Genomic DNA, 14905 nt, shown 5'->3' on the forward strand with positions numbered 1-14905 from the left:
CCCCTTCTCTACTAAGTATACGGATCAGCTAATTAAAGGCTACCCATAATTATCATCAATCATTATACGGTATAGGACGTAATTACGGCAGAAATACCTCCATTCACGAAGCTTCAACATAAAATTAATATTAATTTCGAATGTCCAGTTAAAAAGCATGACTTAACAAGAACGTAAGCCCAAAAAAGCTCCTTTCGGGCTGCGACGCCTGAAAAGAGCTTCTATAGTTATAAGTGCTGTATTCAGCTTAGCTATTAAACAGCTTGTCCAAGTAGTCGTAAGTTAATGGCATGTTTTTTTGAAGATCACTGCGTGTCTTATCGCTATATACATACAATGTTGCTGCTTCCGCAAAGTATTCAGCAGGATAGACCGATACATAACCGTCCCCATCATATTTTACCTGGGCTTCTTTGTTGAAGATTTCTTTGAAAGCACTTGTGCCGCTTGCTTCATCGTATACAAAACGGTCTATCGCGTGCATCGTTTCATGAATCTCCAAGTTGTACGAGCTGTGACCTTTACCCTTCTTGCTGTAACCGATTCTAACGACAACGTTTTTCTCACTGACACCCGGAACGTCGTCCCAAGTTAATCCCGTGTTCTCCCAACCTCTTGGTGTAACGCCCTTCAAATATTGAAGTTCCGGCTCCTTCGTGATGATGTCGTTCGTAAGCTTAATCTTAACCCCTTTATCGTTCAATCCCTCTAATGCTTCTGCTGGAATCTTCTCAAGTCTATCGATCATAGCTTTAGCTTCTTTAGTATTATAATCGCCTGACGGCAGCACTACCAATTGATCAATTACCGAATTGCCTTGTGCTTCTACTGTATATGCTGGAGTTGCGAATAAGAACGATAGGATAAGTGCGATAGCGACAATACGCTTGTCCCATTTCATATAAATTGTCCTCCTAAAGCCAACGCTCGTGGACGTTGAGCTTATTTATCGGTAGCTGGCTGGCCTAGCATTCACTGCTGTAGCCCCTCTAGCTTTGCGTCACCATCTTTCGATGGGTTTGCCTTTGTCAATACGGAGTTGACCAATGTACTTCCACAATAAAATACCCTTCTTACCGAGATAAGAAGGGTTGGAAATACGCAATTGGACACGTATCGCTTCTATACCGGTAACTGGCTGGCATTGCGATCTCTCGCTTTAGCCCCTTTAGCTTTGCGTCGCCATCTTTCGATGGGTTTGCCTTTATCAATATGAAATTGATCTATGAAATTGTAATATAAAAACCCTTCTTACCGAGATAAGAAGGGCTGCAATCACGCATATCGAATGATTCGCTTCTATACCGGTAACTGGCTGGCATCGCGATCTCTCGCCTTAGCCCCTTTAGCTTTGCGCCGCCATCTTTCGATGGGTTTGCCTTTATCATATATGGAGTTGAATATCTATCAAAATAACTACTAATATCTTACTTCTGATAGATTCATTAGTCAATAGAATGCTAGATATAAATACCTATTTTTTCCTATCAATTATCCGCAAATGCCTCTCCTGCAGTCCTCATGATGATAGATTTATGAGGCTGGATTCGTAAAAAAGTTCAATGAAAAAAGCCGCATGCATAGCTGCGGCTTTCCCCTTGATTCTATATCCTTGCGGCTCTCAGACAGGTTCCACGATAATGCCCTCAAACGCGGAGCGATAGATCGTGCGGATCTCCTCTTCGCCGAGCGGAAGCGGTGAGCGCGCAAGCAGGCGCTTCTGCTTGACGCCGTCTTCCGTCAGCAGCTCCAGTGCGCTCTCCGGGATGTTAAACCCGGCGAGCGTCGTTGGGATGCCGACGTCCTGCACCAGCCGCTGCAGCTGCTCAACGCATAGGCGGGAAGCATCCTCTTCGGTCAGGTAGGCGGTATTGCCGCCTAACGCCTCGAGGATGTCGCCCATGCGCTTCACGCAGCTGCTGCGGATGTAGCCCATGACGTAAGGCAGCAGCACCGCATTTGATTCGCCGTGGGAGATATGGAACTGCCCGCCCAGCGGGTAAGCGAGCGCATGCACGCCCGCCACACCCGCATTGAAGAACGCGAGTCCGGCTAAGTAACTGCCGTAGCTCATATCGGTGCGGGCTTGTTGATCCTTCCCATCGGCGACCGCCTTGCGCAGCGATCCTCCGATGAGGCGGATCGCATGCAGCGCCATCGCGTCCGTCGTCGGCGAAGCGTTGACGGATATGTACGCTTCTACCGCATGCGTCAGCGCGTCAATGCCCGTCGCCGCCGTGACTCTAGACGGCACTGTCAGCGTCAGCTCAGGGTCGACAATCGCCACGTCCGCGAGAAGATAAGGATGTGTCACAACATCCTTCGTCGTCTCAAGCGATAAGACCGCGATGTCCGTCACTTCAGATCCCGTGCCCGACGTTGTCGGGATCAGAATCTTCGGCAAGCCTCTGCGTTCGAGCTTGCGCGTGCCCGTAAGATTCAGATAATCTCCCACAGATCCTTCATGCGCGGACAGCACAGCTGCAAGCTTAGCCAGATCCATCGCGCTGCCGCCGCCCATGCCGATGACGAGATCGAACGCGCCTTCCTTCGTATAAGCTACCAGCTTCTCCCCTATTTCAAGCGGCGGCTCCGGCAGCGTCTCTGAGTACACATCGACCTGGCAGCCTTCCGCAAGCAGCGGCGCTATCACACGGTCGACAAGACCGATCTGCTTCAGCACAGGGTCTGTGACAACCAGTATCCGTGACGAGCCGTACTTAACAACTTCAGGCAGAAGCTGAGCCGCAGCTCCCCAGCCCGTATAGCTAAGCGGTGCAAATATCAGTTTAGAAACAGCCATCGTATACCGCATCTCCCTTCTTTACTTGCGTTCTGATTTATTCGTAGTAGCCTTCGGTGGATTTGCGGAATTGTGCAAACTGATCAGCATCATGCCCAAACCATACCTGTGACTTCGTTTCATGAGACAAGCGGCGAATCTTCTCAACCGCTAAGTTATAGCCGACGGAGTCGAAGATGATGCCCGGCGGTTTAACAGGCGGGCCAAAGCTCTCAGCCGTATAGATTGCATCTGAAGCCAATATAATACCGCCCGTCTCCGGCATCTGGATATGCAATCCGAGCATTCCACGCGCATGTCCCGCACCTAGGTTGAGTACACGGATGCCATCAGCCAGCAGCAAATTATCTTCATGACGTTGAATGGTGCGCCACTGCAGGTTGTTCTTGATCCAGGCATCGATGTCCGCCCAGATATAAGCGCCTTCCTTCTGGTTGCGCGCATAGCTCTGCAGCGTGCCGTTGAACTCATCTTCATGAACGATGATCGTAGCGTTCGTGAACATCTCCAAGCAGCCGGCATGGTCCAGATGCAGATGTGAAGCAACCACGTACTTGATATCCTCCGGACGCACCTTCAGCTGCTCTAAACGGCTGTGCAAGTAGCACTCCTCATTCGCTACCCAAGGGAACGCTTGCTGTGTAGATTCTGCCCAACGGCCCTGAGGCCCCATCGAGTTCGGATTGCACGCCGTGTCAAACAAGATCTTGCCTTCTGGATGATCGATGAGGACGGTGTAGATCGGAAATTCAACAAACTCTGCCGGCGCATTCGGATTGCTGATCGTAGCTGGGTTGTGCATGGCGATCATCCAGTTCTTGTCCATACTCATACGGCCATTGTCCATCACGTAAAGCTTCGGTTTAGCATGAATAATATTGCACATTTCCAATTCCTCCTCTAATGAATAACAGAATGAATGCATGATGATTACCTGACTGACTACATGATTGGTCGGCAAGCTGATGTGGAGCACAGGACTGCTTCTAGAACATGGTCTTGATGGTCACGAACTTTAATTCGGTCATTTCCTGCACAGCATACTTGATGCCTTCGCGGCCATAGCCGCTGTCCTTCACGCCGCCGTATGGCATGTGATCAACGCGGAACGTCGGGATGTCGTTCACAACGACAGCCCCTGCTTGGATACGCTTCGCCGCATAGAATGCCTTCTCGATATCGCGCACGAAGATCCCCATGTTCAGACCATAGTCAGAACGATTGGTAAGCTCTATCGCTTCGTCCAATTCCGTATACGGGACGATCGATACGACAGGCGCGAAGGTCTCCTTGCACGAAACAGACATGTCCGAACGTACGTCGAGCAGAACGGTCGGCATGAAGACCGCGCCTTCCCGCTTGCCGCCGCAGCCAACTCGCGCGCCTGCGGCAACAGCCTCCTCCACCCACGCCTCGATCCGCTCTGTTTCCCGCGGATGAATCATTGCGCTGACATCCGTCTCTTCATCGAACGGATTGCCTACCTTAAGCTGCCCGGTGCGCTCGATGAAGCGGCGACTGAACTCGTCATATATAGATGCATGCACATAGATGCGCTGCAAGGAAATGCATACCTGCCCAGCATTCGTGAAGGCACCTTCTACGCAACGCCCGACGATGCGGTCAAGCGGAACATCCGGCTCCACGATGACCGCAGAGTTCGAGCCCAGCTCCATCGTTGTCTTGCGCAATCCTGCTTTCGCTTTAATCGATTTGCCGACTTCTGTGCTGCCTGTGAATGTCACCTTCCGCACGCGCGGGTCGGTCACCAGCGCGTCTCCAAGCTCGCGCCCGCTGCCCGTAACAACCTGCAGCGCGCCTGCCGGCAAGCCTGCTTCATGGAACAGCTCTGCGATGGCTAACGCGGAAAGCGGCGTTTGCTCAGCCGGCTTCAGCACTACCGTATTGCCTGCCGCGAAGGCTGGACCGAGCTTATGCGCAACTAGATTGAATGGGAAGTTAAACGGCGAGATCGCGGTGACAACGCCTAACGATTCTCGCCATGTAAAGCCGAGGCGATTCTCCCCGCCGGGAGCGGCGTCCATCGGAATCGTTTCACCGTACAGCCGCTTCGCTTCTTCCGCCGCCATTCGATAGGTTGTAATCGTGCGTTCGATCTCCGCGCGCGCTGTTCGAATCGGCTTGCCTGCTTCCATCGCAATGATGCGAGCGAGCTCTTCCTTCTTCGCCTTCATGCCTTCAACGACGCCGTATAAGATGTCCGCGCGGCGATGCGCAGGCAGCTCCTTCATGATCTGATAAGCTTCCTCTGCTCCCGCAATCGCAGCTTCAACATGCTGCACGCTCGCCTTGGCGACATGAGCCAGCAGTGACCCATCATAGGGAGAATGAAGGGCATACGTTCTATCTGAGCTGACCCATTGACCGTTGATCCATAGTTGTTTTGTGTGTATTTCCAATTTCAATGGCTCCTTTCAGCGTTCTTAATATTAGATATAGCAATAATCGTGCCAATTCATGATTGTACAGCAAGATCAAGCCCAATGTGTTAAGACGTAACATTCATTCGGTAAATTACGGTGACAAATATCACCAGACAGGCAGGATTTAGGTGAATAAATGGCGAAACTTATAGTGCTGAAATATTTCACCACATACGCAAATAATTCACCACAGGAGGTATAATTCGATGCCGCCTCAACCACATATTACAACGGAGCAATGGAGTTCTCTATTCCATTCGATGCATAACGGCGTTATTGTCGTAAGTCTGGAGGGGCAAGTGCTTCATCTTAACGCCTCCGCGCAGCGAATCCTTCACCTTGAGCCGCAGCAGTGGATTGGCATGCACATCTCCTCCATCATCCCCAACACCAAGCTTCATCTGGTGTTAGAGAGCGGTACTTGTGCCATCGGCGAGAAAATGGAGATCAATGGCCGCATATGTATGGTGAACCGGACGCCATTTTACCAAGAGGATGAAATAGTGGGCGCTATTGCTGTCATTCAGGATATATCCGAAATGGAGGAGTATCGCAGTCTGCTGAAACGGCTGGAATCAATCGTTGAATTCTCGACTGACGGCATCTATGTCGTGGATCGACACGGCGTAACGCTGCTCGTCAACGCGGCCTATGAAGAAATCACTGGCTTAGAGAGAAGTAAGCTCATCGGACGCCATATGGAAGAGCTGACACAGGAAGGGTATTTTGATCAATCCGTCTCGTTGCTCGTGCTGAACCAGAAGAAGAAGATGTCGCTCATTCAGAAAATAAACCGCAAGAAGGAGTTCATTGTGACGGGCAATCCGGTGTTCGACGAGGCGGGCGAGATCGCTATGGTTGTGACGAGTGTGCGCGATGTGACACTGCTTAACGAGATGCGGCAGGAGCTGGATCGAGCGAAGAGCTTCTCGCAGATTCAGCATCATCGCTTCACACTGGAGCATGACGGTCAGGAGCATGCCTTCATCTTTCGCGGCCTGAAGATGCAGCATATCTATGAGCAGGTGAAGCAGGTGGCGCCCTATCCGACCAGCATCATGATCTCTGGTCCATCCGGCGCCGGCAAGGAAGTCATTGCGAACCTGATTCACCATATGAGCGATCGGAAGGACAGACCCTTCATCAAGGTGAACTGTGCTGCCATCCCAGAGCCGCTGCTTGAATCGGAGCTGTTCGGTTATGAGGCTGGCGCATTCACTGGCGCAAATCGAGAAGGAAGAATCGGCTTGCTGGAGCTTGCGGATAAAGGGACGATTCTGCTGGATGAGATCGGCGAGATGCCGTTATCCTTGCAGGTGAAGCTGCTGCGTGTCATTCAAGAGAAGCAGGTGCGGCGAATCGGCAGCACGAAAGCGCGCAAGCTCGATATCCGCTTCCTGTCGGCGACAAATCGCGATCTGCGCGAGCTTATCAAGCAGGGGACGTTCCGTGAGGATCTCTATTATCGACTGCTCGTCGTCGAGATTCATGTTCCGCCGCTCGCGGAGCGTCCAGAAGATGTGGAGGCGCTGGTGGATCATTTCTTCCATTACTACAGCAAGACATACCGAATTGAGAAGCAGCTGTCACCCGAGACGCAGCAGCTTCTGAACAACTACCGTTGGCCGGGCAACGTACGAGAACTTCGCAATCTGATTGAAAATATGATCGTGTCCATCCCTTCGCATGTGATCGAGCCGCACCATCTGCCGCAGCATGTATATGAAACAGGGCTGCCGAGCACGTACGGCTCGCTCAAGCAGCGCTTGGAGGAGTTCGAGAAGCGCGCCATCCAGGAGACGCTCGACAAGCACGGCTCGATCCGCCAAGCGGCACTCGCGCTTGGTGTCGATCATTCGACGCTTGTCAAGAAGATGAAGCGTTGGAGCGCCTCCCGTTAACGGGCGCTGCTGCGCCGTCTGGAAGAGGGAATGCGCATCGCTTCCCGATATTTCATGATCGTGCGGCGGGCGACGGGGATGCCCTCGTCCGCGAGCAGGCTGGCGAGGCGCGCATCGCTGAGCGGAGCCATGGCGTCTTCTGCGGCGATGTGCCGCGCGATCGCCGCCTTGATTGCCGCTGAAGAAGCTGTGGTGCCGTCCTGGCGTTCTACGCCAGAGGTGAACCACGACTTCAGCGCATGGGTGCCGTGCGACGTGGACACGTATTTGTTCGCGATCGCGCGGCTGATGGTGGATGGGTGGAGCTCAACTGCGGCCGCGATCGTGGACAGGGTCATCGGCGTTAATGCCGCCGGCCCATGATCCAGATACGGCCGCTGCTCCGCCACCATCGCTTGCAGCACGAGCAGCAGCGTGTGTTGGCGCTGCTCGAGGCTGCTGAGCAGCGCGTGGGCGGAGCGCTGGAAGGGCCGCCAGAAGGCGGCCGCCTCGCGTGCTGGGGGAAGCAGCGCTTCCTCCTGCAGCGCCACGCGCGGGAACAGCGCGTCGTTCAGGTGCACGACGTAGTCGCTGCCATGCTTCACTATGTAGGCGTCCGGTATGATGAGCTCGCGATCACGCTCTTGCTCGCGTCCTTGTACGGACGCCGTCCAAGCGCCTGCGCCGCCGCACAGCGTACCCGGCCGCGGCTGCAGGCCGCCAATGTAGCGCGCCGCCTGCTCCAAGCGTTCCAGCGGAACGCCGAGCCGGCTCGCGATGCGCGACCATTGCCCGTCCGCGAGCGCGGGCAAATGGTCTTGCGCCACCGCGGCGGCGAGCGGGTCCGCCGCGGGATCGCGCGCGATCTGCAGCAGCAAGCACTCGGACAGCGAGCGGGCTGCGATGCCCGCTGGCTCCAGAGCTTGCACTGCGCTGAGCGCTTGCGCGACCTTGGCGGGCGGCTCTCGCAGCACTCGCGCCGCCTCCTCAAGCGTCAAGGTCAGCCAGCCGTTGTCATCCAGGCTGCCTGCCAAGAAGGCCGCTATCCGGTAATCCCCGTCCGACAGCGGCAGAAGCCTGAGCTGCGCAAGCAGCTCCTCCTCCATCGTCCAGCTCGACCGATCCGCGAGATCCCGCAGCCGCTCATCATCCATATGTCTCGCGCGAAATCTCGAACGAGGCTGCGCCAGCTCAAGCAAGGGATTATCCGCAATCTGCCGGTTCACATATTCCGTCAGCTGTGCCGTCGACATATGCAGCACATCCAGCGATTGCAGCATATGGGTTGTTATTCGCAGCCCGATCGTCTGCTGCTGCGATAGTTCTGATTCCATACGGAGTTGCATGGCGTCACCCGTTACTATAGTTATGAAAGCTGATACTTTGTCCATAGTCATATTTCAATGAAGCGCTTACAGTTATATTAAGTCTATTATTTTCTAATATCAACTGCTCGCCAGCTAGAACCTCGAAGCCCTCCCGTTCATCTAGAGCCAATTATATGTCGGAGACGGACAGTGCATTCCCAAGCATGATGTCCATGCCAATCCAAATTAATTTATAAACTTTCACTTATCCAGTTAATATTTTATATAGAAAACGTTATAATTTGGTGTATCGTTGATTATTTGGTATATGCTGCCTTTACTTTGTGACAGATAAACGAGTATTGCCCAGCATACGATTTAAAGCTGTTAACTATTAACAGAGTTAAGTTTGTATGACCTCGGTGTCCATTTCAACGATTACGAACAACTAAGATATTGAGAGGGGTAATATATATGTTTGCTCAACTGAATGGCGCTCGAATCTACTTCGATGTGGAGGGCTCCAGCTACGTTGCTAACGGACCTCGCATGGAACATAGAAAAGTATGTTTCGTTCTGCACGGCGGACCTGGAAGCGATCACTCCGACTTTAAGCCGTGGCTGACGCCTCTTGCTCAGCATCTGCAGATCGTCTATGTAGATCATCGCAACAATGGGCAATCGGATCGGGTTAATCCTGCTGACTGCACTCTTGAGCAGCTGGCGGATGATCTGGAAGCGCTGCGGCTATATTTAGGCCTAGAATCGATTCATGTTTTGGGGCATTCATTTGGAGGAATGGTCGCACAGGTCTACGCTACGAAATACCCGCAATCCGTGGACAAGCTTGTACTCGTATGTACAGCGCCAAGCTATGAATTCTATCCAGCTGCGTTAGAGTTTGCTGCAGCGGTAGCCACGCCAGAACAGCTGCGCGCGATTCCAGAGCTGTTCGAAGGCAACATTAAGGACAACGACCACCTGGAGCAATGGTGGAGCCTATGCTTATCCTTGTACTTCTATAAACAAGACCTTCAGCTGATGGAGGAAGTCGGGAACCGTCCGATCGGCTCCTTAGAAGCTTGCAACTATACGTTCAAGCACCTGATCCCGCTGTATGATGTTCGCCCGCTTCTGCCGGCTTACGAGTCTGATACACTCATCATTGCAGCGCGTCACGATTGGATTACACCTGTATCGCAAGCAGAGGAGATGGCGAAGCTGCTTCCTAACGTCAAGCTTCATATCTTCGAGCAGAGCGGTCATATGCCGTTTATCGAGGAGCAGGAAGACTTTAATCATCTGGTGGCTGAATTCTTATTGGCATAATCGCGACCACGTCTTAGCCTTCATTTATGTTATCGAATGGATCAAATCATATGCTAATCCTGCAATGATTACTCTATATTAAGAGTGGGTAATGCATCCCTAACTCATCCATTACATATGAAAGAAGTGACGATATGAGCAGAGTTCAATTCGTTAAGCCAGGTTTATTCTCTCCGCTTCAAGCTGCTGCGGACTTTAGACGTTTGGAATTCGATATTAAGAATGAATGCTTGCTCACGGAGCAAACGCCGGTTGACTTTGTATTTATCGGGGATTCGATCACGCATCTATGGGAGTTCGATCCATACTTCCATTCGGAACGAGGCGCATTAATTAACCGCGGAATCGGCGGGGATGTAGCGCAGTATGTCGCGAAACGCTTTGAGGCGGATACGCTGCAGCTTAAACCGAATCATATCGTGCTGATGATCGGTGTGAATGATACCTTTAAGATGGAATCGACGAATGTGCCAAACCGTATAGGTTGGACTAGCGATGAAGTATTCGAGCTTGTTACTACACACATCGACGAGATAGCTAAGATGTGCGCAGACCGCGAGCAATCACTCATTCTTTGCTCGATTCTGCCGACGAATCGGCCAGCAACCGAAGCTAACCAAGAGCGCAATGCTGTCATTGTTCAGATCAACCAGCATATCAAGAGTGTCGCTGAACAATACGGCTTCGTCTACGTCGATTATCACCGCCACTTCGTTGACACAGACGGTCAAACGCTGCGGGACGGATTAACCGACGATGGGGTGCATCCGCATGCCTTGGGCTACCGTTTAATGGCCCAAGTCTTACGAAGTACGTTGAAAGAGGCCAACATTGACATTTAGCATGCTGGGTAACACAGCACCCCTGTCACCTCTTTAATGCATATGCACTTATCCAGCGGGCCCAGCGTATTGGCGCCCGCTTTTCTTATCCCCCTCAGCCAAACATTTATAAGTAAAACCTATATCAAGACTCCTTACGACAGAGAAGTTTACCGCATGACGGAATATAGTATAATATATGGCATGCGGTTGTTACTTTGACGTATAAGAAAGGAATCCCAGATGAGAATTAACAAATTCATTAGTGAAACGGGCATATGCTCCAGACGGGAAGTGGATAAATGGGTTGAAGCGAAACGTGTGTCGATTAACGGCAAGCTGGCCGAGCTTGGCAGCACAGTGGAGCCCGGCGACGATGTTCGCATCGACGGCAGACGTATCGGCGAGAAGACGAAGCCTGTGTACATCGCTTTGAATAAGCCTGTAGGCATAACATGTACGACTGAACTGCACGTGAAAGGCAACATCGTTGACTTCGTTAATCATAAAGAGCGCATCTTCCCGATCGGGCGTCTCGACAAAGATTCGGAAGGCCTGATCCTGCTTACGAACGATGGCGATATCGTCAATAAGATTCTCCGAGCTGAGAATAACCACGAGAAAGAGTATATCGTAACGGTAGACAAGCCCATCACTCCTTCCTTTGTAGAAGGGATGTCTCGCGGAGTTCTTATTCTTGGCACGAAGACGAAGCCATGCAAGGTAACGCCAATCGGCGAGCGCGTGTTTAAGATTATTCTGACACAAGGCTTGAATCGTCAGATTCGCCGGATGTGTCAAGCGTTTGGCTATAATGTCGTGAAGCTAAAGCGTATTCGAATTATGAACATCCATCTCGATCCATTGAAGATCGGACAATGGCGTGATCTGACGGATAAAGAGTTCTCTGAGTTGATGAAGCTCACCGGTCACGAGGTTCGCGACACCCGAAAGGGCAGAATCTGAGGACAGATCGCCGATAGTCTATGCACTATGACAGCCCGGCCAGTACCTGCCAACGGTACGAGTCGGGCTATTGGCACTGCTCCTTACAGACGCCCCGAGGGTTCGTCATCTTCCTCCGCTAAATAAAGGGGATGCTGATAAGTCAGCTAATAATGCGACTTAACGGCATCCCCTCCTTAGTTAGAGCAGATATCTAAAGTAAATATAGATCGTGGAAATAACAATGGACAGCAGCATCATCGGGAATCCATACTTCAAGAACTTCACGAAGGTAATCGGATGTCCTTCCTTAGCCGCCAATCCAGCCGTAATCAGATTCGCGCTTGCTCCGATCAACGTCCCGTTGCCGCCAAGACATGCGCCGAGCGCAAGGCTCCACCAGAGCGGCTCCAGATTGGACACGCCCATATGGCCCATTTCCTGAATCAACGGAATCATCGTTGCCACAAACGGGATATTATCCATAAAGGAAGAGGCCAACGCGCTCATCCACAGAATCAGCATCGAGGTTGCAGTCACGTTGCCGCCAGTCAGTTCGATCGATTTCTCCGCCAGGCTGTTAATGACTCCAGTATCTACGAGCCCCCCAACCAGCGTAAATAATCCGATGAAGAAGAAGATCGTCGTCCATTCTACCTTGCTGAACGCTTCCTCCATCATATGCTCACCGGTAATTAACAGCAGAATGAAGGCCCCTGTCAACGCGACGACAGATGACTCTACATGTACGAGCTGGTGCAGGAAGAACCCCGCGATCGTAAGCCCCAAAATAATTAAACATTTCACCAGCAAACGGCGGTCGGTAATAAGGTCACTCTCTTCAATTTCCAATATGCCCCGCTTATGTTCGTCTGTCGTACGAAGACTTTTGCGAAACATAAGAATAAACAAAGGGATTTGAACAGCCAGTATGATTAACACGATCGGCGCCAAGTTTTCAATGAACGCCATAAAGGTCAGTTCTGGCACGGCGCTGCCAATCATAATGTTCGGTGGATCCCCGATCATCGTCGCTGTACCGCCGATATTGGACGCAAGGATCTGCGAAAATAAAAACGGAAACGGATTGACCTTCAATTGCCGAGTAATGCTGAACGTAACCGGAACCATCAATAAGACAGTTGTTACATTATCCAGAAATGCGGATGCCAGGGCTGTTATCAGCGCTAAAGCAACCAGGATCTTTATCGGATCTCCCTTTGCTATCTTAGCCGCCTTGATGGCCACATAGCTGAAGAAGCCTGTTTTCGCGGTCACACCTACAATAATCATCATCCCGAGCAGCAGACCCAGGGTGTTGAAATCGATATGATGCTCGATCGCCGATTTAACATCAACGATACCAAACAGAATAACTAATAGACCACCAAGCATCGCAACTATGGTGCGGTGAATCTTCTCTGAAATAATCAATGCGTACGTAATTAAAAAGATGCCAATTGCCAGTATTGCCTGTGTCTCCATATGTCCCCCTACCTAACGTCCTCTGAGAATAACATTCTCGTATGGGCATTTATTCATGATCGTATACTTCTTAGTGAACTATGTATGTCACGCCCAAAGTAATAAAGATAACTCTTATAGTATCACCCATTTTCAAAAATTCCATAGTTCTGCAACAAACATCACACATTTTCACACGCGGCAGCTAGTTAGTCACCCATAATCTGATTATTCAAGAAAATAACAGCATAACCTGTGCATTCCGTGAGTTTATGGCAACAAAAAAACCGATCATGTAGACCGGTTTATTGCATGTATAGATGTGTGCCTATTCTGGCGTAGATGTGCGCATTGCTGTATTTGTCTCGAAATAAAAAGGGACTGACACCGCCTGCAGCTAAACTCCGGGTATACTCAAAGTCCAGGGAAAGTACAAAATCAGAGAAATAGGCAGGAGTCGTACTGCCTGGCACTCTTTCTTTATTCAGTGAAGCGATGATTTCATCCGCCGTCTTAATTCCGATCCCATGCCCATAATACAGATTGTTGCCGAGAACAATCGCATTCTCCCCCTGCCACTCCGGTGTTTCCGGATTATAATCAGGATTCTCAAAATAGACGATGTCTCCAGGATACGCCTCACTGTTATTGTAGCTGGGTATCAATCGCAAATCGCTGTCATATTCCCAGTCATATAGTACGATGTCCTTAAAATGATAATCGAATGCCGCCTTGCCGATGCCGTCCAACATCGACCTGTACATCACGATCACCATTGCAGTAGCGCACTCCGTTGCGTAAAGATGGCCATTCTGAAATATATCGAGTATCCCATGGGAGGGCTGCACACCATAGTTCAAACTAAAGCCCCCGTTATCATTCCGTGTCCAGACACGCTCATTGCATTTGGATTTCTCGAACGTTGAGAAGTTCAGACCGCTGTTGTTAAGAGCGATAGCATTAGAAACGATCCTGCTTCTCATATTCAGCTCAAATGCCAAGTCTGCTGGAGTTTCATATCGATACACAACAGAGCTGTTCTGTTTCTGTACAAAAATCGATCTTTCCAGTTCCGTCATCGGAATTCTGCTTACTTGATCTTCGCCATTGCTCACGATGATTGTCACTGTATCACCTCCGATCGCTTATAACCTCAATTAGGTTATTGTACGTACCGACCTTAGGTAAAGTGCACAGAATACTACTTTCGACCGTAATCTGCCTTGATCTCGCCCCATATTTGCGTTTCCCACTTCAATATCTTGTTGTCATAGCTGTTCGTCTGAAGCCATTTTAAAGCACGGTCAACCAGATCCCACACTTCCTTCGTGGAGGCATTGCGTTCCAGGGTAGTTGCTACCTTCTTCTCTCTGACCCATTTCATAGCTGTGCGGGAATCGCTGTACACCGTTTTATGGCTGCCAAGCTTCTTTAAGTAGGCCAAGGAATGGACGATAGCGAGAAACTCGCCCAGGTTATTGGTTCCGTTCGGAATAGGTCCTCGAGCAAACAAAACTTGACCTGTCTGCGTATCCACACCTCGATATTCAATTGGTCCGGGATTACCCTGCGTACCTACATCAACTGAGATGCTGTCATAGTCAATCTCCCCTGCTGACGCCAGCGTCGATGGGGCTGCCTTCGCCTTGCCCGCCGATGCGCTTCCTGATTCCTTCTTGCCCCAGTGCTTCTTCCAGCCTTCCTTGTATGCTTGCTCCGCCTCCGCTCTCGTGGAGTAGGATTTATATTTTGCATCCTTGTATGCCGCTACTTCGGCTTGGCACTCCGGCCAACTCGTATAGATTCCCGGCCGTTTGCCTTCCCATACGACATAATATTTTTGCTTAGCCATATACTGCCCTCTTCCCTTCCACTTTCATGTGGATTTCACTCTTAATCTACTATTTCAATC

General features: G+C 50.8%; 12 protein-coding genes and 3 riboswitches. Of the genes, 4 read left to right on the plus strand and 8 right to left on the minus strand.

The features are described from left to right. Positions 1-247: 247 nt before the first annotated feature. The 4 genes from ACXX53_RS13800 to ACXX53_RS13815 form a co-directional block, all read right to left on the minus strand. Positions 248-901: an anthrax toxin lethal factor-related metalloendopeptidase gene (locus tag ACXX53_RS13800; RefSeq protein ID WP_458569227.1), complete on the minus strand. Its 654-nt coding sequence runs from the start codon at positions 899-901 to the stop codon at positions 248-250. A gap of 47 nt (positions 902-948) precedes the next feature. After that, positions 949-1034, minus strand: a riboswitch (cyclic di-GMP riboswitch). Positions 1035-1126: 92 nt separating this feature from the next. After that, positions 1127-1213: riboswitch (cyclic di-GMP riboswitch) on the minus strand. Between the two features lie 90 nt (positions 1214-1303). Then, a riboswitch (cyclic di-GMP riboswitch) is annotated at positions 1304-1390 on the minus strand. Positions 1391-1621: 231 nt separating this feature from the next. Then, entirely contained in the window at positions 1622-2803 is a 1182-nt protein-coding gene (locus ACXX53_RS13805; RefSeq protein WP_458569228.1) for an iron-containing alcohol dehydrogenase, read from the minus strand. A gap of 37 nt (positions 2804-2840) precedes the next feature. Then, positions 2841-3689: an AhlS family quorum-quenching N-acyl homoserine lactonase gene (ahlS, locus tag ACXX53_RS13810; protein WP_458569229.1), complete on the minus strand. Its 849-nt coding sequence runs from the start codon at positions 3687-3689 to the stop codon at positions 2841-2843. Between the two features lie 100 nt (positions 3690-3789). Continuing rightward, a complete protein-coding gene (locus ACXX53_RS13815; protein ID WP_458569340.1) occupies positions 3790-5217 on the minus strand; it encodes an aldehyde dehydrogenase family protein in 1428 nt (475 codons plus the stop codon). A 236-nt stretch (positions 5218-5453) separates the two neighbouring features. On the opposite strand from ACXX53_RS13815, the gene ACXX53_RS13820 reads away from it, so the two are divergent. Next, positions 5454-7148, plus strand: coding sequence for a sigma 54-interacting transcriptional regulator (locus ACXX53_RS13820; RefSeq protein WP_458569230.1), 1695 nt, complete (start codon positions 5454-5456; stop codon positions 7146-7148). On the opposite strand, the gene rpoN is transcribed toward ACXX53_RS13820, so the two are convergent. Further along, complete coding sequence (gene rpoN / locus ACXX53_RS13825; RefSeq protein ID WP_458569231.1) at positions 7145-8461, minus strand: RNA polymerase factor sigma-54; 1317 nt, start codon at positions 8459-8461, stop codon at positions 7145-7147. The two genes, ACXX53_RS13820 and rpoN, sit on opposite strands and share 4 nt — an antisense overlap. Positions 8462-8908: 447 nt before the next feature. On the opposite strand from rpoN, the gene ACXX53_RS13830 reads away from it, so the two are divergent. From ACXX53_RS13830 to rluF, 3 genes are all read left to right on the plus strand, one after another. After that, on the plus strand, positions 8909-9763 hold the full coding sequence (locus ACXX53_RS13830) for an alpha/beta fold hydrolase (protein ID WP_458569232.1): 855 nt from the start codon (positions 8909-8911) through the stop codon (positions 9761-9763). A 134-nt stretch (positions 9764-9897) separates the two neighbouring features. Next, positions 9898-10605 (plus strand): SGNH/GDSL hydrolase family protein, encoded by a 708-nt coding sequence (locus tag ACXX53_RS13835; protein WP_458569233.1) that lies wholly within the window; start codon positions 9898-9900, stop codon positions 10603-10605. A gap of 222 nt (positions 10606-10827) precedes the next feature. After that, the gene (gene rluF, locus ACXX53_RS13840) at positions 10828-11550 is read left to right on the plus strand and encodes a 23S rRNA pseudouridine(2604) synthase RluF (protein WP_458569234.1); all 723 of its coding nucleotides are present in this window, start codon (positions 10828-10830) and stop codon (positions 11548-11550) included. Positions 11551-11730: 180 nt separating this feature from the next. On the opposite strand, the gene ACXX53_RS13845 is transcribed toward rluF, so the two are convergent. From ACXX53_RS13845 to rnhA, 3 genes are all read right to left on the minus strand, one after another. Further along, complete coding sequence (locus ACXX53_RS13845; RefSeq protein ID WP_458569235.1) at positions 11731-13014, minus strand: ArsB/NhaD family transporter; 1284 nt, start codon at positions 13012-13014, stop codon at positions 11731-11733. Positions 13015-13298: 284 nt separating this feature from the next. Beyond that, positions 13299-14120, minus strand: a complete 822-nt coding sequence (locus ACXX53_RS13850) for a protein-glutamine gamma-glutamyltransferase (RefSeq protein ID WP_458569236.1) — start codon at positions 14118-14120, stop codon at positions 13299-13301. Positions 14121-14194: 74 nt separating this feature from the next. Next, positions 14195-14845: a ribonuclease H gene (rnhA, locus tag ACXX53_RS13855; protein ID WP_458569237.1), complete on the minus strand. Its 651-nt coding sequence runs from the start codon at positions 14843-14845 to the stop codon at positions 14195-14197. Positions 14846-14905 lie beyond the last annotated feature (60 nt).

The organism is Paenibacillus marinisediminis (assembly GCF_054343325.1).

Bases quoted from the DNA above. Each gene is read 5' to 3' on its own strand.
- ACXX53_RS13800 (WP_458569227.1), bottom strand. From the start codon at position 901: ATGAAATGGGACAAGCGTATTGTCGCTATCGCACTTATCCTATCGTTC.
- ACXX53_RS13805 (WP_458569228.1), bottom strand. From the start codon at position 2,803: ATGGCTGTTTCTAAACTGATATTTGCACCGCTTAGCTATACGGGCTGG.
- ahlS (WP_458569229.1), bottom strand. From the start codon at position 3,689: ATGTGCAATATTATTCATGCTAAACCGAAGCTTTACGTGATGGACAAT.
- ACXX53_RS13820 (WP_458569230.1), top strand. From the start codon at position 5,454: ATGCCGCCTCAACCACATATTACAACGGAGCAATGGAGTTCTCTATTC.
- rpoN (WP_458569231.1), bottom strand. From the start codon at position 8,461: ATGGAATCAGAACTATCGCAGCAGCAGACGATCGGGCTGCGAATAACA.
- ACXX53_RS13830 (WP_458569232.1), top strand. From the start codon at position 8,909: ATGTTTGCTCAACTGAATGGCGCTCGAATCTACTTCGATGTGGAGGGC.
- ACXX53_RS13835 (WP_458569233.1), top strand. From the start codon at position 9,898: ATGAGCAGAGTTCAATTCGTTAAGCCAGGTTTATTCTCTCCGCTTCAA.
- rluF (WP_458569234.1), top strand. From the start codon at position 10,828: ATGAGAATTAACAAATTCATTAGTGAAACGGGCATATGCTCCAGACGG.
- ACXX53_RS13845 (WP_458569235.1), bottom strand. From the start codon at position 13,014: ATGGAGACACAGGCAATACTGGCAATTGGCATCTTTTTAATTACGTAC.
- rnhA (WP_458569237.1), bottom strand. From the start codon at position 14,845: ATGGCTAAGCAAAAATATTATGTCGTATGGGAAGGCAAACGGCCGGGA.